Source organism: Nonomuraea mesophila (assembly GCF_004352805.1).
In the GTDB taxonomy this organism is placed as follows: Bacteria; Actinomycetota; Actinomycetes; order Streptosporangiales; family Streptosporangiaceae; genus Nonomuraea; species Nonomuraea longispora.
In genome coordinates this window covers 103,802-119,503 of sequence record NZ_SMLD01000007.1, presented here as the reverse complement: position 1 = coordinate 119,503, position 15,702 = coordinate 103,802, and the positions used below count along the sequence as shown (strand labels likewise).

17 protein-coding genes and 2 pseudogenes are annotated in these 15,702 nt (G+C 72.3%); 10 read left to right on the top strand and 9 right to left on the bottom strand.

The features are described 5' to 3' along the window. Window positions 1–323 (bottom strand): DMT family transporter (locus E1295_RS04785; RefSeq protein WP_132628424.1); only part of this gene is annotated, 323 nt, incomplete at its 3' end. 143 nt (window positions 324–466) lie between these two features. Here E1295_RS04785 and E1295_RS04780 point away from each other — a divergent pair. Both E1295_RS04780 and E1295_RS04775 read left to right on the top strand, forming a co-directional pair. Continuing rightward, a complete protein-coding gene (locus E1295_RS04780; RefSeq protein ID WP_132628423.1) occupies window positions 467–1,420 on the top strand; it encodes a radical SAM protein in 954 nt (317 codons plus the stop codon). 140 nt (window positions 1,421–1,560) lie between these two features. Then, window positions 1,561–2,286 carry a phytanoyl-CoA dioxygenase family protein gene (locus E1295_RS04775; protein ID WP_132628422.1) on the top strand — a complete coding sequence of 242 codons (726 nt, stop codon included), beginning with the start codon at window positions 1,561–1,563 and terminating at the stop codon, window positions 2,284–2,286. Between the two features lie 215 nt (window positions 2,287–2,501). Here E1295_RS04775 and E1295_RS04770 read toward each other — a convergent pair whose 3' ends face one another. From E1295_RS04770 to recD2, 4 genes are all read right to left on the bottom strand, one after another. Beyond that, window positions 2,502–3,269, bottom strand: a complete 768-nt coding sequence (locus tag E1295_RS04770) for a nucleotidyltransferase family protein (RefSeq protein WP_132628421.1) — start codon at window positions 3,267–3,269, stop codon at window positions 2,502–2,504. 156 nt (window positions 3,270–3,425) lie between these two features. Further along, entirely contained in the window at window positions 3,426–3,926 is a 501-nt protein-coding gene (locus E1295_RS04760; protein ID WP_132628420.1) for a GNAT family N-acetyltransferase, read from the bottom strand. Between the two features lie 5 nt (window positions 3,927–3,931). Further along, a complete protein-coding gene (locus E1295_RS04755; protein ID WP_132628419.1) occupies window positions 3,932–5,122 on the bottom strand; it encodes a L,D-transpeptidase in 1,191 nt (396 codons plus the stop codon). Between the two features lie 128 nt (window positions 5,123–5,250). Next, window positions 5,251–7,476 (bottom strand): SF1B family DNA helicase RecD2, encoded by a 2,226-nt coding sequence (gene recD2 / locus E1295_RS04750; protein WP_132628418.1) that lies wholly within the window; start codon window positions 7,474–7,476, stop codon window positions 5,251–5,253. A 79-nt stretch (window positions 7,477–7,555) separates the two neighbouring features. Here recD2 and E1295_RS52360 point away from each other — a divergent pair. The 3 genes and pseudogenes from E1295_RS52360 to E1295_RS49945 all read left to right on the top strand — a co-directional run. Continuing rightward, window positions 7,556–7,649: pseudogene (locus E1295_RS52360) on the top strand (transposase); the annotation flags it as partial. Window positions 7,650–7,702: 53 nt separating this feature from the next. Beyond that, window positions 7,703–7,897: a hypothetical protein gene (locus E1295_RS52355; RefSeq protein WP_425465332.1), complete on the top strand. Its 195-nt coding sequence runs from the start codon at window positions 7,703–7,705 to the stop codon at window positions 7,895–7,897. Next, a pseudogene (locus E1295_RS49945) lies at window positions 7,888–8,373 on the top strand (IS5 family transposase); the annotation flags it as partial. The gene E1295_RS52355 and the pseudogene E1295_RS49945, both read left to right, overlap by 10 nt. A 374-nt stretch (window positions 8,374–8,747) precedes the next feature. On the opposite strand, the gene E1295_RS04740 reads toward E1295_RS49945, so the two are convergent. Further along, the gene (locus E1295_RS04740; protein WP_132628416.1) at window positions 8,748–9,194 is read right to left on the bottom strand and encodes a hypothetical protein; all 447 of its coding nucleotides are present in this window, start codon (window positions 9,192–9,194) and stop codon (window positions 8,748–8,750) included. Window positions 9,195–9,286: 92 nt separating this feature from the next. Continuing rightward, the gene (locus tag E1295_RS04735; RefSeq protein ID WP_132628415.1) at window positions 9,287–10,066 is read right to left on the bottom strand and encodes an AfsR/SARP family transcriptional regulator; all 780 of its coding nucleotides are present in this window, start codon (window positions 10,064–10,066) and stop codon (window positions 9,287–9,289) included. 299 nt (window positions 10,067–10,365) lie between these two features. On the opposite strand from E1295_RS04735, the gene E1295_RS04730 reads away from it, so the two are divergent. The 4 genes from E1295_RS04730 to E1295_RS04715 all read left to right on the top strand — a co-directional run bounded on the left by E1295_RS04730 (window position 10,366) and on the right by E1295_RS04715 (window position 14,055). Next, window positions 10,366–11,697, top strand: coding sequence for a serine hydrolase domain-containing protein (locus E1295_RS04730; RefSeq protein ID WP_132628414.1), 1,332 nt, complete (start codon window positions 10,366–10,368; stop codon window positions 11,695–11,697). 210 nt (window positions 11,698–11,907) lie between these two features. Further along, on the top strand, window positions 11,908–12,891 hold the full coding sequence (locus tag E1295_RS04725; protein WP_246079839.1) for a sigma-70 family RNA polymerase sigma factor: 984 nt from the start codon (window positions 11,908–11,910) through the stop codon (window positions 12,889–12,891). A gap of 50 nt (window positions 12,892–12,941) precedes the next feature. Beyond that, window positions 12,942–13,538 (top strand): TetR/AcrR family transcriptional regulator, encoded by a 597-nt coding sequence (locus E1295_RS04720; protein WP_220448533.1) that lies wholly within the window; start codon window positions 12,942–12,944, stop codon window positions 13,536–13,538. Window positions 13,539–13,626: 88 nt separating this feature from the next. Continuing rightward, window positions 13,627–14,055, top strand: a complete 429-nt coding sequence (locus tag E1295_RS04715; RefSeq protein ID WP_132628412.1) for an SRPBCC family protein — start codon at window positions 13,627–13,629, stop codon at window positions 14,053–14,055. 9 nt (window positions 14,056–14,064) lie between these two features. Here E1295_RS04715 and E1295_RS04710 read toward each other — a convergent pair whose 3' ends face one another. Then, window positions 14,065–14,331, bottom strand: coding sequence for a hypothetical protein (locus tag E1295_RS04710; RefSeq protein ID WP_220448532.1), 267 nt, complete (start codon window positions 14,329–14,331; stop codon window positions 14,065–14,067). Further along, complete coding sequence (locus E1295_RS04705; RefSeq protein ID WP_132628411.1) at window positions 14,331–14,681, bottom strand: ArsR/SmtB family transcription factor; 351 nt, start codon at window positions 14,679–14,681, stop codon at window positions 14,331–14,333. The genes E1295_RS04710 and E1295_RS04705 overlap by 1 nt, the downstream gene beginning before the upstream one ends. 118 nt (window positions 14,682–14,799) lie before the next feature. Here E1295_RS04705 and E1295_RS04700 point away from each other — a divergent pair, with 118 nt between their 5' ends. Further along, complete coding sequence (locus E1295_RS04700; RefSeq protein ID WP_132628410.1) at window positions 14,800–15,702, top strand: LLM class flavin-dependent oxidoreductase; 903 nt, start codon at window positions 14,800–14,802, stop codon at window positions 15,700–15,702.

Below are 15,702 nucleotides of genomic sequence, written 5' to 3'. Positions count from 1 at the left end.
CAGTGGGCGCCGGCGAGGTTGAGGACGACGACGCCGCCGATGATGAGCAGGATTCCGCCGATCTTGAGCGGGGTGAGGGTCTCCCCCAGGAACAGGGCGCCGATGAGGGCGATGGCGGCGGTGCCGGCTCCGGACCAGACGGCGTAGGCGGTGCCCACCTCGAGGTGGAGTTTGAGCGCCTTTGCCAGCAGGACGAAGGAGACGATGTAGCCGGCGGCGACGACGACGCTCCAGCCGAGGTGGGTGAAGCCGTTGCTGAGTTTGAGCGCGGAGGTGGCCAGGACCTCGGAGGCGATGGCGAGGGCGAGCAGGAGCCAGGCCATGGGCGGTTGTCCCCCAGATGACGAGTGGTGCGGGTCTTCCACTGTAGGCGCGCAGGTTCGGGCGTCCGGCGGGCCTGCGCACTGTGCAGGCGGTGTGCGGGAACCGCTTGAAAACGCTGTCGAATACGTGTTCCACTGGGGGTGTGGCTTGGGATGCGCCCGCGCTGGTTGAGGCTGCCGACGATCGTCCGCTGATCGAGCGGCGCGCGGTGGCGCGCGACGGCTTCTACGAGCTGCAGGCCCGTACGATGATCGAGCGGGTGCCGCAGGCGGCGGGCATCGCCCAGCAGTGGGCGCTTTCTCCTTACCGGGGTTGTGCGCACGCCTGCCTGGGCTGCGGCGCGCGTGGTGGGCACCGGCGGCTGGGGCTGGACGCGGGCGGCGACTTCGACACCCGCATCGTGGTCAAGCCCAACGCGGTGGCGCGGCTGCGGGCGGAGCTGGCGCGCTGGGACGGCCGTGAGCTGGCCGTCGGGATCAGCGGCGACTGCTACCAGGTGGCCGAGCAGACCTACCGGCTGATGCCCGGCGTGATCGGGGCGCTGGCCGGGGCCGGGGTGCCGTTCACCGTCTACACCAAGAGCGCGCTGGTGCTGCGCGACGCCGGGCTGCTGGCGCGGGCGGGGGCGCGGGTGGCGGTGTCGATCGCGTTCGTCGACGAGCGCATCCGGCGGGCGGTCGAGCCGGGCGCGCCGGGCGCGCAGGCGCGGCTGGAGCTGGTGTCGGCGCTGGTGGAGGCGGGTGTGGACTGCCGGGTGCTGATGGCTCCGGTGCTGCCGCTGCTCAGCGACGCCGCCGACCAGCTGACCGCCACCGTCCGGCGCATCGCCGCGGCGGGCGCGCGGGCCGTGGAGCCGGTGGTGCTGCGGCTGCCGGCCGGCACCCGGGCGTGGTACACGCAGTGGCTGGCGCGGGCGCATCCGCACCTGGTGGAGCGCTACGAGGAGCTGTACGACCGTGCGGGCCTGCCCTCTGCCGTGTACGAGGAGCGCATCACGGGGCAGATCGCGCAACTGTGCCGGGTGTACGGGATGGCCTGCGGAGCGCCGCCGGCCCGCGCGCCGCAGCCGCAGGCCGCGCAGCTCGCCCTCGTGTGAGCCTTTGTGTGAGCCTTTGTGTGAGCCTCCCCGTGCAGCAGCCCGTGTGAGTCCCGCCGTTCCGAGCGGCTTCGCGGGCACGGCCACGGAGAAAAGCAGAGGAAAAAAAGGGACTGGACGGCGCTGCTAGCGTGCTGGCCATGGAGATCATCGATTGCGAGGCGTTCGTCGAGCACGGCTTCGCCAAGGTCGAGGCGGTCGTGCCGCGCGAGGTGGGCGACGCGGCCAGGGCGCTGCTGTGGCAGCGTATCGGCCTGTCGCCCGACGACCCCTCGGGGTGGACGCAGCCTGTGGTGTGGACCGCCGACCTGACCGGTGAAGGGCCGTTCGGGCAGATCATGGGCAGTGAGCGGCTGCGGGCCGCGCTGGACGCGGTGGCCGGGCACGGCCGGTGGGTGCCGCCCGGCAGCGCCGGCAACATCCCGGTACGGTTCCCGCGGGTGGCTCCGGCCGACGACCGCGGCTGGCACATCGACGCCAACACGGTGCTGCCCGACGGCGGCTACGGCGTGAGCGGGCGACCGCAGACGCTGCTGCTGCTGGTGCTGTTCTCCGAGGTCGGGCCGCATGACGCGCCGACCAGGATCCGCGCCGGCAGCCAGCGGGACGTGGCCGCGGTGCTGGACGAGCAGGTGCACGACCCGATGAAGCTGGGGCCGCTGTTCGACGCGACCGGCCGCGACCGGCCGGTGGAGGCCGCCACGGGCCTGCCGGGAGATGTGTACGTGGTGCATCCGTTCACGGTCCACGCCGCGCAGGAGCATCTGGGTGAGCGGCCGCGGTTCATGGCGCAGACGCCGGTGTTCCTTGCCGGGCCGCTGAGCCCGGGCGACGACTCCCCGCTGGGCAGGGCCGCCGGCTGGTGACGCCCCGCACCCTGGTCCGGACTGCTCGGCTTCAAGCGGACGGCACCCGCGCCGCCCGCACGGGGAAGCCTTCCATCGTCATGGAACCATGGCATCCTGGGCAGCGGCGACCGCTGCGCCGGCGCCCTCATCGCCGGCTGGATCGGCCGTGGCGCCCTGCCCGGCAGGGACGTCTCCTGCCCCGCCGGCCCTTCAGGCGGGTGACCGGCCGGAGGTCACGGCCGGGAGCGGAAGGCGGCCAGTTCCTGGGCGGCCTCGTTCAGGTCCTTGGCCGTGTCGATGGCACGCCAGTACACCCCCTGCGGCAGTTCGTAGCCCGCCAGGCGGCGTTCGCGCGCCAGGCGGGGGAACGTGCTGCGCTCGTGGTCGCCCTGGTCGGGCAGCAGCGGGGTGAACGCGGCGGAGAAGACGTAGACGCCGGCGTTGACCGGGTACGGCGACGGCGGGGCCTCGACGAAGTCCGAGACGTTGCCGAACCGGTCGACCTCGACGGTCCCCCACGGCAGCCGGGGCCGTGCCAGGGCCAGCGTGGCGTGCGCGTCGCGCTCCTGGTGGAAGGCCGCCATGGCGCGCAGGCCGAAGCGGGTCCAGATGTCGCCGTTGGTGGCGTACCAGGGCTCGCCGGGGCGGGGCAGCGCCGCGGCGGCGAACTTCAGGCCGCCGCCGCGGCCGAGCGCCTCGGCCTCGACCACCGGCACGACGTTCAGCGGCAGGTTCGCCGTGGCCAGCCAGTCGAGCACCACCTGGGCCAGGTAGCCGCAGGAGACGACGGCGTCGGTCACGCCTTCGGCGGCCAGCCATTCCAGCTGGTGGCCGATGATGGGCAGGCCGGTGCCGGGGATCTCGACCATCGGCTTGGGCCGGGTGTCGGTGTAGGGGCGCAGGCGTGAGCCCTGCCCGCCGGCGAGGAGTACCGCCTGGGTCACCGGGGCGGAGGAGGGCGGCGACGCGCCGGCGGACGGGATGAGATCGTCGACAGTCATGCCGGCCAATCTAGGGGGTGCGGGGCGGGCTGCCGGGCCCAGACTGCCGGGCCCAGACTGCCGGCGCCCGCAGGCCGGCGCTCCGGCGGCCGGCTGCTGGGCGGCCGCGGTTCAGGTGACCGCGGTTCAGGTGACCGCGGTTCAGGTGACCGCGGTTCAGGTGACGCGGCGCTGCAGGAGCGTGCCCGGCCACTCCCCCACGGTGAAGGGCTCCGTACGGGTGAAGCCGCAGCCTTCGTAGTAGGCGACCAGGCGGCCGTCGTCGCCGGCGTAGCAGTCGACGCGCAGCAGGTTCACGCCGCGCTCGCGGGCCAGGTCGTAGGCGTGGTCGAGCAGGGCCCTGCCCACGCTGTGGCCGGCGAAGGCGCGGTCGATGACCAGGCACTGGACGTACAGCTCGCTCTCGCCGGCGGGTAGGACGTAGTCGTGGGGGTCGCCGACGACCAGGCAGCCGGCGGGCCGGCCGCCGACCTCGGCGATGCGCATGCCGCCGCCCTCGGCCCAGCCGGTGACCTGCCGGGTGCGTTTGTGGTCGCCGGTGAACGGCCTGCTGCCCCACTGGCCGGTGCGGCCCTGCGAGACCAGCCAGGTGATGGCGCTGTCGAACATGGCCAGCACGGCCGGCACGTCGCCGTCGCCGCCCTTGCGGATGTGCATGGAAGTCAGGTCTTCTCCTTCAGGGCGCTGCCCTTCTTCCACTGGGAGAACGACAGTTGCCAGTAGCCCCAGCCGTTGTTCCATTCGAGGTCGCGGTCGGTGCCCTTGACGTCGACGACGTCGCCGCGCTGGACGGTGTCGTAGAACCATTTCGCCTGGTCGGGGCGGGCGTTGATGCAGCCGTGGCTGACGTTCTGCCTGCCCTGGGCCCAGACGTTGTTCTTGGCGTGGACGTACTCGCCGGAGTTGGAGATCCGCACCGCGTGGTTGATCATGACGTCGTAGTACTCGGGGTCGCCCTTCTTGCGGCCCGGGGAGATCATGCGGACGGGGTTCGCGCGTTCCATGGTCAGGTGCACGCCGGAGGAGGTGGTGTACTCGCGGGTGGTGGCCTTGCCGGCGCTGATGCGCATGGTCTTGACGCGCTTGCCGTCCTTGTAGACGTACATCATGTGCTTGGCGACGTTGACCTTGCTGATCTGCTTGGCGCCGATCTTGAGGTTGGCGGTGTAGTCCTTGACGCCGTAGAGGCCCTTGCCGGCCTTGACGCCGGTGATGTCGGCGTGGAACTTCACCTTCTGGTGGGCCGGCCAGTATTTGGCGGTGCGGTAGATGACCTTGTTGTCGGCCACCCAGCGCCACGCGCCGTCGACAGGCTTTTCCGCCTCCACCTTCAGGGCGCGCTCGATGGCGGCCTTCTTGGCGACGGACTGGTTGAAGGTCACGATGATGGGCGCGCCCACGCCGAGGGTCTCGCCCTTGGCGTTGGGGGTGACGTCGACGACCTGCAGCGCGCGCGCCGGCTTGGCGGTGGTGAAGGCGCTGGTGGAGGAGGTGACGCCGGCCTTGGCGGTGACGGTGTAGTCGGTGGACGGCTTCAGCGGTGTCTTGGAGACCCACCGGGTCCTGTCGGTGTTGAAGCGGCCCTCGACCGGTTCGTCGTCGCCTTCGACGGTCACGTCCTCCAGGGCGCCGCCGGCCGCCTTGACGGTGATCTTCTTGTCGGGGCTGACCTTGGCGCTGCCCTCGGCGGGTGAGATCTCGATGGTCGGCGCCTGCGGGGTGGCCGACGTGGTGGCTTCGGGGGCCTGCGGCGTGCCCGAGGCGCCGCCGCCGGAGCATGAGGCCGTCAGCGTCGCGGCGGTGAGCAGCGCGAACGCGGTGGCGGGCTTCCTCCAAGCAGGCGCAGCGTTCAAGACAATCCTTTCCCACTAGGGCACCAAAGGCACCCCAAAAACCATAATGCTCCTGCATGTAAGACGGCGAATGATTTAGGAGAGTTCGGTCACATTTCAATCACTTCTGCGCGGGTGATCAACGCAGGTCAGCGCGGTGTCAGGCGGTGTGTCAGACCGGTGTGCCGGCGTCCCGCCCCCCGAGTGCGCACCGCCTGGGCCAGAGCCCGGCGCGAGCCGACGATCACGACGAGCTTCTTGGCGCGCGTGATGGCGGTGTAGAGCAGGTTGCGCTGCAACATCATCCAGGCGCTGGTCGCCAGCGGGATCACGACCGCGGGATATTCGCTGCCCTGCGACCGGTGGATGGAGACCGCGTAGGCGTGGGCCAGCTCGTCCAGTTCGTCGAAGGCGTACTCGACCGGCTCGTCCTCGTCGGTCAGGACGGTCAGTTTGTGCTCGTCGGGACGGATGTCGGTGACGATGCCGACCGTCCCGTTGAACACCCCCGCGGCGCCCTTGTCGTAGTTGTTGCGCAGCTGGGTGACCTTGTCGCCGACGCGGAAGACGCGGCCGCCGTAACGGCGTTCCGGCATGCCCTCGCGGGCGGGCGTCAGGGCCTCCTGCAGCGCGATGTTGAGCGCGCCCGCCCCGGCCGCGCCCCGGTGCATCGGCGCCAGCACCTGTACGTCGCGCCGCGGATCGAGACGGAAGCGCCGCGGGATGCGGCGGGCGACCACGTCGACCGTCAGCGCGGCGATCTCCTCCGGCTCCTCGCACGGGAACAGGAAGAAGTCCGACATGCCTTCCAGGACGGGGTGGTGGCCGGTGTTGACCCGGTGGGCGTTGACCACGACGCCCGACTCCTGCGCCTGGCGGAAGATCTGCGTCAGCCGCACCCGCGGCACGTCCTCGGCGGCCAGCAGATCCTTGAGCACCTCGCCGGCGCCGACCGACGGCAACTGGTCGACGTCGCCCACGAACAGCAGGTGCGCGCCCGGGGCGACCGCCTTGACCAGCTTGTTGGCCAGCAGCAGGTCCAGCATCGACGCCTCGTCCACCACGACGAGGTCGGCGTCCAGCGGGTTGTCGCGGTCGAAGGTCGCATCGCCGCCGGGCCGCAGCTGCAGCAGCCGGTGCACCGTGGTGGCCTCGTGACCGGTCAGCTCCGCCAGCCGCTTGGCCGCCCGGCCCGTCGGCGCCGCCAGGATCACCCGGGCGCGCTTGGCCCTGGCCAGCAGCACGATCGAGCGTACGGTGAAGCTCTTGCCGCAGCCCGGCCCGCCGGTCAGCACCGCGACCTTCTCCGTCAGCGCCAGGCGCACCGCCTGGCGCTGCTCGGGCGCCAGCTCGGCGCCCGTCTGGCCGCGCAGCCACTGCTCGGCCCGCTCCCAGTCGACGTCGGCGAAGGCCTTGAGCCGGTCATGACCGTTGCGCAGCAACCCCAGCAGCCCGGAGGCCAGCGACAGCTCGGCACGGTGGAACGGCGGCAGGTAGACGGCCGGCACCACGTTGTCGCCCGCCGGGATCTGCTCGCGTACGACCCCCTCGGCCGCCACCAGTTCCTCCAGGCACGCCGCCACCAGCTCGGCGGGCACCTCCAGGATCTTCACCGCGTCCCCCACCAGGTTGGGGGCCGGCAGGTAGCAGTGGCCGTCGTCGGCGGCCTGCGACAGCGTGTAGCGCAGCCCCGCCATGACCCGCTCGGGGCTGTCGTGCGGGATGCCGACCGCCTGGGCGATGGTGTCGGCCGTCTTGAACCCGATCCCCCACACGTCGTCGGCTAGTTTGTACGGCTGCGTCCTGACGACGTCGATGGACGACTCGCCGTACTGCTTGAAGATGCGCACCGCGATCGAGGTGGACACCCCGACCCCCTGCAGGAAGATCATCACCTCTTTGATGATCTTCTGTTCCTCCCAGGCGGCGGCGATCATCCTCGTCCGTTTGGGACCCAGACCCGGCACCTCGGCCAGGCGCTTCGGCTCCTGCTCGATGACCTCCAGCGTGTCGAGCCCGAAATGGTCGACGATCCGCTCGGCCATCTTCGGGCCGATGCCCTTGATCAGCCCGGAGCCGAGATAACGCCGGATGCCCTGCACGGTGGCCGGCAACACCGTCGTGTAGGACCACACCTCGAACTGGCGGCCGTAACGGGGATGCGACGTCCAGCGGCCCCGCAACCGCAGCGACTCGCCGACCTGCGCGCCCAGCAGCGGCCCGACGACCGTCAGCAGATCCGCGCCGGAACGCTCGGTCGCCACCCGCGCGATCGTGTAGCCGCTGGTCTCATCGGCATAAGTGATGCGCTCAAGTACGGCGTCCAAAGCAGTAGCAATATCTTTGGAGCTCCCGTCGCGGCTTCCCTGAGGCATCCCCACACGGAGGAGACTAGGACAGATCTTCATCACCACGACACCTCCCCCGGCGCCGCTGAGCCCGCGAACTTATCGCGCCCGCACCGGGCTGCCCTGGCGGGACCTGCCCGAGCGATTCGGTTCCTGGATCACGGTCTACAAGCGGCATCGCCGCTGGTCGGCCGATGGCACGTGGCAGAGGCTGCTGGCCGCCATCCAGGCCGGGCAGGACGCCGAGGGGCGGGTGGACTGGGACATCTCGGTGGACTCCACCACTGTCCGGGCGCACCAGCACGCCGCCGGTGCGCCCCGCACACCGCCTGCGCCGGCGGCGTCCGGGCGGGAAAAGGGGGACGCCGCCGGGACAAAGCGGGGCGATCCGGTGCTGGCCTCGCTGGCCGCCCGGCTGGCGGAGGTGGTCAGGCTGGGGAGTGCCTAGGCCGTTCCCGCGGCGGGTTCACCACCAAGCTGCATCTGTCGGCCGACGGCCGCTGCCGGGTGTTGTCGCTGGTGCTGACGCCGGGCCAGGATGGCGACAGTCCTCAGTTCCGGCGTGTGCTGGGCGCCATCCGCGTCCCTCGGCTGGGGCCGGGACGTCCGCGCACCCGGCCTGCCAGCCTGGCCGCGGACAAGGCCTATTCCTCTTCCGCCAACGGCGCCTACCTGCGCCGCCGCAAGATCCGCCACACCATTCCCGAGCCCCGCGACCAGCGCGCCAACCGTCGACGGCGGGGCTCGAACGGCGGACGGCCCACCGGTTTCGACGCTGAGCGCCACAAGGGCCGGAACGTCGTGGAACGGGCGATCAACCGGCTGAAGAACTTCCGCGCCGTGGCCACCCGCTACGGCAAACGCGCCTACATCTTCCTCGGCACCGTCACCCTGGCCGCACTGATCATCTGGCTCCGAACCTGATCTAAGAAACAGTCCCTAGGCGGGCGGATCATGGATGCAGCCTTGCTGGCTTCGGCGCTCCAATCGAACAAGCTGTTGCCGTGGCGGACGTGAAGGCGCAGAGGGATAGCTGAGCGAGTCCAGCAAGTGCGGTTCCACGTTGCCGCACTGCGAGACTGGGGCCCGCCTCCGGCCTCCCCGCGCTCGTCCCCACGCCGACGAGACTAGGGCAGATCAACGACAGTGCGACACCCGCGCCCGGACCGGACGCGAAGACGACGCAGGGCTCCGTCCCGCAGCGGGACGGAGCCCTGGTGACGTCCGGTTCGCGGCCGCAGCGCCTCACCCCTCGCGCGCGGGGCGAGGCGCCCGGTCACCCTGTCACGGAGGAACCGCTAGTTTCCGCCGGCACCTCCTCCACCGCCTCCGCCGCCGCCGCCACCGCCGGGGGCGGGAGTGGTCGGGCTGGGCGCGGGAGCGGTCGGGCTGGTCGTGGGCTTGGGCCGCGTGCAGCTGCCGAAGCCCTCGTTGTAACCGTCCCGGAAGCCGCGCCGGTAGGCGCCGGTGCCGGACATCTGCAGGTCGTGGTCCCTGCCGGAGCGGCAGTCGGCGCGGCCCTCGGTGAAGCCGGCCCTGCGGCCCCGGTTGTAGCGGCGCCTTGCCCTGCGGCGCGGCGGCTGGGCGAGTTCCTCGGTGGCGGTGTGCAGGGTGGTCGTGGTGCTCGCAGTGGTGTTCTGGGCCATGGACACGACGGAGGTGTCCGCGGCGACGGCCGGTTCGACGGCCAGTGCGGCGATGAGCGCTGGGCTGAGCAGCAGCACGCCTACCTTGGAGCGCTTCATGCTTCCCCCTTTATGTGCGGGTCGCCGGGCCGGTGCGACGGTCGTGCCGCCGCCGTGGTCCGGCGTCTTCCGACAGCGTGGCGAATGCCTGGTCACCGCTCCGTCATGCGGGCGTGACCGCGCCGTGACGGCGTTCGTACGAGGGAAGGGCGCCGCGGCAGCAGACCCGCGACCCGCTCGTGCAAGCGGGGCGTCGGGGTGATGCCGAGTTCGTCGCTCAGATTCCGCTCGAAAACCTGAAAATGACGGAGCGCCTCCGCCTGGTTACCCTCGGCCAGATGCGCGTCCACCAAGGCGGCGCAAGCGCTTTCCCGCAGCGGTTCCGCGCGCACGGCCACGCTCGCCGCCGACACCGCCTCGGCGAAACGCCCCGCCTTCAGGAACAACCCCGACAACGCCTCCAGCGCGTGCAACCGCAACTGGTGCCACTCGTCCGAAGCCGCCAGCACCCACTCGTCGTACCAGCCGGGCAGCAGGCCGTCCGACAGCCTCCTGATCGAGCCGGTGCACACGTCGTCGTCGCCCGGCGGCTCCAGCGGGTCCAGCAGGCGCAGCGCCAGCGCCCTGGCCTCCTCGACGTCCACGCCGACCTCCGGGCACAACCCGAGGCCGCTGGAGTCCACGCGCAGCAACGCCCGCCCGCCGCCGTCCAGGCGGGCCAGCGCGGAACGCAGGCTGGCCTGCGCCCGCCGCTCGGCCGCCCCCGGCCACATCTGCGCCGCCATCACCGCGCGGGTGACCGTGGTTCTGTTGAGCGCCAGGTAGGCCAGCAGGCGCTCCGATCCGCTGGACAGGACGATCTGCTCGTCGGCCGCCATCAGCCTGAAACCACCAAGAAGCATGATGAAGACGCGCCGGCCGCTGTCCGCCATCCCAGGTCCCCTTCACTCACGGGAGAACACTCACCAGTGGGGGACCCAGACCTTAGGTCTCCAGCACACCCTACCTGCGCCGACAGCGACTCATCGGTGAAGAATCGTCGGTGCCGTCACGAAATTTCGGCCACGAACGCCATCCGCACGCCTACGGCCGGACGGCCGCGCGTGCGCGGGCGGTTGGGGCGGGTACGCGAGATGTGCACGGCTTCGACGGCCGCCGCCGGGACCGGCTGACCGGCGACCGGCGGAAAGGGCCCGACCCCGCCCGCGCGCGGCGGCTAATCTTGTCGCCCATGACGCAGGTGGGACACAGGACGGCACGTGCGCTGCTGCGCAGGCTCGCCGTCGAACAGGCCGAATGCAGGGTGCCGTCGCTGACGGCCGCGATCGTGCGCGACGGCGCGACGGCGTGGTTCGGCGGGCGCGGCCGCGTCGACGGCGCCGCGCCGACCCCCGCCACGCAGTACCGGCTCGGATCGATCACCAAGAGCATGGTCGCCGTCGTCGTCATGCGCCTGCGCGACGAAGGCGCGCTCGCGCTGACCGACCCGCTGCGCGAGCACCTGCCCGGCGCCCCGCTCGGCCACCTGACCATCGCCCAGCTGCTGTCCCACACCGCCGGGCTGACCGCCGAACCGCCCACCGACTGGTGGGAACGCACCCCCGGCGTCCCCGCCGCCGAGCTGCTGGCCCGGCTCGGCCCCGCGGAGCTCAAACACCGGCCGGGCCGGCGCTTCCACTACTCCAACGTCGGCTTCGCGCTGCTCGGCGAGCTCGTGGCCCGCCTGCGCGGCACCACGTGGCTCAAGGCGGTACGCGCCGAGGTGCTCGACCCCCTCGGCATGCACGACACCACCGCCCGGCCCCGCGCCCCCCACGCCACCGGCTACGCCGTGCACCCGTGGGCCGACGTGGTGCTGGCCGAGCCCGAGCACGATGCCGACGCCATGGGCCCCGCCGGGCAACTGTGGTCGACCCCGCACGACCTGGCCCGCTGGGCGGTCTTCCTCGCCGGCGACACCGGCGGCGTCGTGTGCGAGGACACCCTCGCCGAGATGCGCGAGCCGGCCGGCGTCGACGACGGCGACACCTGGACCGCCGGATTCGGGCTCGGCCTGCAGCTGTCCCGGCCGGGCGGCCGCCGCCTGGCCGGCCACACCGGGTCGATGCCCGGCTTCCTGGCCACCGTGTGGGCCGACCCCGCCGACGGCGCGGGAGTGCTGTTCATGGCCAACACCACCTCCGGGCTCAGCGGCAGGCTGGCGATCGACCTGCTGGACATCCTGGAGGAGTACGAACCGCGCCTGCCCGACGAATGGCACCCGGTCGCCGCCGACCCGCGCCTGCTGGAGCTGACCGGGCTGTGGCACTGGGGGCCCAAACCGTACGCGCTGCGGCTGCTGCCCGAGCGCGGGCTGTCGCTCGAACCGGTCGGCGGCGGCGGGCGCGCCTCCAGGTTCGTGCCGCAGGACGACGGGACCTGGCTCGGCCTGGACGGCTACTACGCCGGGGAGACCCTGCGGGTCGCGCCCGACCATCTCGACCTCAACACCTTCATCTTCACCCGCGAGCCCTACGACCCGACGGCGCCCGTACCTGGCGGCGTGAGCGCCTGGCACGCCTGAGGCCCCTGCCCGTCCCGCCGGCCACCCGGCTCCGGCGGCGCCTCGCCACCGCGGCGACCGCCGCCGCAGCCCGGCGTCGCCTGTCCCCACCCGTCACCACGGCGTACGCCGCCCCGCACCTCCCGCTGCTCGGCCCTTCGCTGCCGCACGGCCGACCATGTTTCGCCCGGTCCTGGGCAGAGGAGGCGGACAACGATCCCCCCGGTCCCCGTGGAGATCACCGCGCCGGCGCGGGAGCTCTCCACGGCCGGACAGCCCGTCGAGCAGCGAGGACCGGCAACAATGCAGTCGAACAACGACCTGGTGGCGAACCCCGGCGGCCTGCCGGAGGCCGAGCGGGCGTTCCAGGCGGTGCGCGGACGCCTGTTCGGGATCGCGTACCGCATGCTGGGCAGCGTGTACGAGGCCGACGACCTGCTCCAGGAGGTGTGGATCCGGTGGCAGACGAGCGAGCGGCGCACCGTGCGCAACGCCGAGGCGTTCCTCGCCACCACGACCACCCGGCTGGCGATCAACGTGCTGCGCTCGGCGCGGGCACGCCGCGAGACCTGCGCCGGGCCGTGGCTGCCCGAGCCCGCCGACACCGGCGCCGACCCCGCGCTGGGCGCCGAACGCGCCGAAGCCCTGGAGATCGCGGTACTGATGCTGCTGGAGCGGCTCACACCCAGCGAACGCGCGTCGTACCTGCTGCGTGAGGCGTTCGAGCACTCCTACGAGCAGATCGCCGAACTCATCGGCCACACCCCGGCGAGCGTGCGCCAGCTGGTCAGCCGCGCCCGCAAGCACCTGGCCGTGACGAGGCGGGCGAGCGTCGCCGTCCTCGATCAGCGGCGGCTGCTGACCGCGTTCGTGGCGGCCGCCCGGTCAGGGGAGACCGCCCAGCTCGAGGCGATCCTCGCCGAGGACGTCGTCTCCCGCTCCGGCGACGGGGACGCTGTACGCCTTGCGAAGGCCCGGGACGCCGGCCGCCACCGCGGAGCCAGGGCTGATCTGCGGCGGCATCGACCGGGCGGCATGGACGGCGAACCCGTCGAAACCCGGCGCCGGACGGTGCAGATCCGGACCGCAGGGGCCGGCTCCCGCCGCTCCCGCAAGGGCGGCGTCACCGGGCCGGCGGTGAGCACCTGCGGGCAGAGGTGGCCGGCGCCCGCGTCGAGGTGTTCCCGTACGCCGATCACCCCGACGTCACCGTAGGCGCGACCGCGCCCCTTCTGGCGTATGCGGTCCCCCCTATAGTGAGTCAGGTGGCTGACTCGAAGGGCACGCGGGCCAGGACGGCGAGCGCCAAACGGCAGCGGCTGACGGCCGCCGCCGCCCGGATCCTGCACGAGCAGGGCGTCGAGCGCACCACCATCGCCGACATCGCCCGCGCCGCCGACGTCCCCGTGGGCAACGTCTACTACTACTTCAAGACCAAGGACGACCTCGTCGCGGCCGCCCTGAGCGAGCACGCCCACGGGCTGCAGACCCTCACCGCCCGGCTCGACCGCCTCCCCGACCCCAGGCAGCGGCTCAAGGGCCTGATCGAGGCGTGGGTCAGCGAGCGTGACCTCGCCGCCCGCCACGGCTGCCCCACCGGCACCCTGGCCGCCGAGCTCGGCAAGCGCGGCGAAGGCGGCCTCGGAGAGGAGGCCGGCAAGGTCCTCCGGCTGCTGCTCGACTGGGCCGAACGCCAGTTCCGCGAGCTCGGGCTGCCCGGCCCAGACGGCCACGCCCTGACGCTGGTCGGCGCCTACCAGGGCATGTCGCTGCTGGCCAACGCGCTGCGCGAGCCCGACGTCATGGTCCGCGAAGGCCGGCGGCTGACCGCCTGGCTGGAACGCCTGCCGGAGACGAGCTGACACCCCGGACGGGCGCGGCGGCAAGCGGCAGGCAGGCGCGGGTAGGGTCCCGGGCGGGAAGACCACACGCCCGGAGGGCAGGAACCGGATGAAACCCGTGTACGCGGCCGTCGCCGTCCATGTGCCCGCACCGCCGGAACGGGTGTTCGCGCTGATCACCGACTGGCCCAGGCACCGGGAGTGGATGTTCATGACCACCGCCCGCCAGGTGGGCGAGCACGCCGTCGAGGCCTACACCGGCATGTGGCCGTTCGGCTTCCTGGACACGATGACGATCACCTGCTGGGACCCGCCCGCGCTGGTGGTCATGGACCACACCGGGCGCGTGGTGCGCGGGCGCGGCGCGATCCGGGTACGGCCGCACGACGGCGGCAGCCGGGTCATCTGGGCCGAGGAACTGCGCCTGCCGTTCGGGCCGCTGGGCCGGGCCCTGTGGCCGCCGGCCCGCCTCCTCGTCCACGCGCTCGCCCGCCACTCCCTGCGCCGGCTGGGCGCGCTGCTGCGCCGTACGCGCTGATCCCCCCGCCTATTCGACGGTCCGTAAGATCTGCTCGATCGACGCCGTACGGGCCCGCAGCTCCGCCAGGTCGGCGGCCGTCCGCTGCTGGGCGTCCAGCGTGGTCTCGGCCAGCTGCTCGAAGCGGCGCACGAGCCGGCGCAGGTCGTCGGCCTGGTCGGCGGCGGCCTGCGCCTTGCGCGAGTCGAACAGGCCCACGACGACCACGGCGATGAGGAAACCGGCCACGAGCAGCGCGGCGATGAGCAGGATCGCCACGGGCCACGACATGTCCATCAGGAATGCTCCTTGGGTCCTGGACCCTGCTCCGGGTCCGGCCTGGTGAGGGTCTTGGCCGCCTCGGCCAGCGCGGGCGCCGTCAGGCGCAGGTCGAAACCGGTGACCTCGTAGTACTTCATCGCCTTGCCGTCCTCGGACAGCTCGAGCGTGCCGGTGACCAGGCCGGCGGCCTCCAGCCGGCGCAGGTGCATGTGCAGCAGCGGGCGGCTCACGCCGATCTCGCGGGCGAGATGGCTGACGTAGTCGCGTCCGCCGGCCAGGGTGGCGACGATGCGCAGCCGCAGCGGGTTGGCCAGCGCGGCCAGCATCTCCACCAGTTCGTCGCCGGTCGGCTCGGCCGCCGTCATGACATCCCATCCTGTAAACAGTTCGTTACAGGTGTAACCGTAGTGGTATGCCGTTTCGCGATCAACTCATGAGGGCGGCTGTTGACCTCAACCACGGTTGATGGTGGATGGTGGTGCCATGGTGAGCATCGGCATCGGGCTACCGACCATGCAGGAATTCGAGACGCTGGGGCCGCAGGGCGTGGCGCGGGCGGCGCGGCTGGCCGAGGCCGTGGGAGCCGATGCGGTCAGCGCCTCAGACGTGCTCGTCGGAGACGGGACGACGGCGCTGGAAAGCGTCGTCTGCCTGGCCACCGCCGCCGCCGTGACGGAGCGGGTGAGCCTCGACTTCGGCGTGCTGTCGGTTCCCACGCGGCCGGTGGCCATGATGGCGGCCCAGGTGCAGACGCTGCAGCACCTGTCGCGCGGCAGGGTCCGGCTGGGAGTGGGGATCGGCGGATTTCCCGGCTCGCCGTTCTGGGCCGCGCTCGGCGCGCCGAGCACCGGACGGGGCCGCCTGACCGATGAGGCGCTGCGGGCGCTGCCCGGGCTGATCGCCGGCAGGCAGACCACCGCCGGGAACGGGGCGAGCCTCACCCTGGCCCCCGCGGCTCCGGTGCCGCCCCTGCTGGTCGGCTCCGGCACCGGCCAGGCCGCGTTGCGGCGGGTGGCGCGCCTGGCCGACGGATGGCTGGCCTCGGCGCTGACACCGGCCGGCATCCGGACCGCGCTGGCGGGGTTGCGTGAGCTCGCCGAGGAGTACGGCAGGCCGATGCCGCGCGTACTGCTGGGGGTGCACGCCGTTCTCGGCGTGGACCACGAGGCGCGGCGGGCCATGGAGGCGCAGCTGTCGGAGTTCTTCGGGTTCTCCGCCGACGAGGTACGCCAGGCCAGCATCGCCGGGTCGCCGGCCGAGGCGGCCGAACGGGTGGCGGCCTTCGCCGAGGCCGGAGTGGACGAGATCACGTTGGCGCTCGACGGGCGCGACTTCCTCGGCCAGATCGAGCTGGTCGGCGAGATCAGGACCCACCTGCCCCGGTAG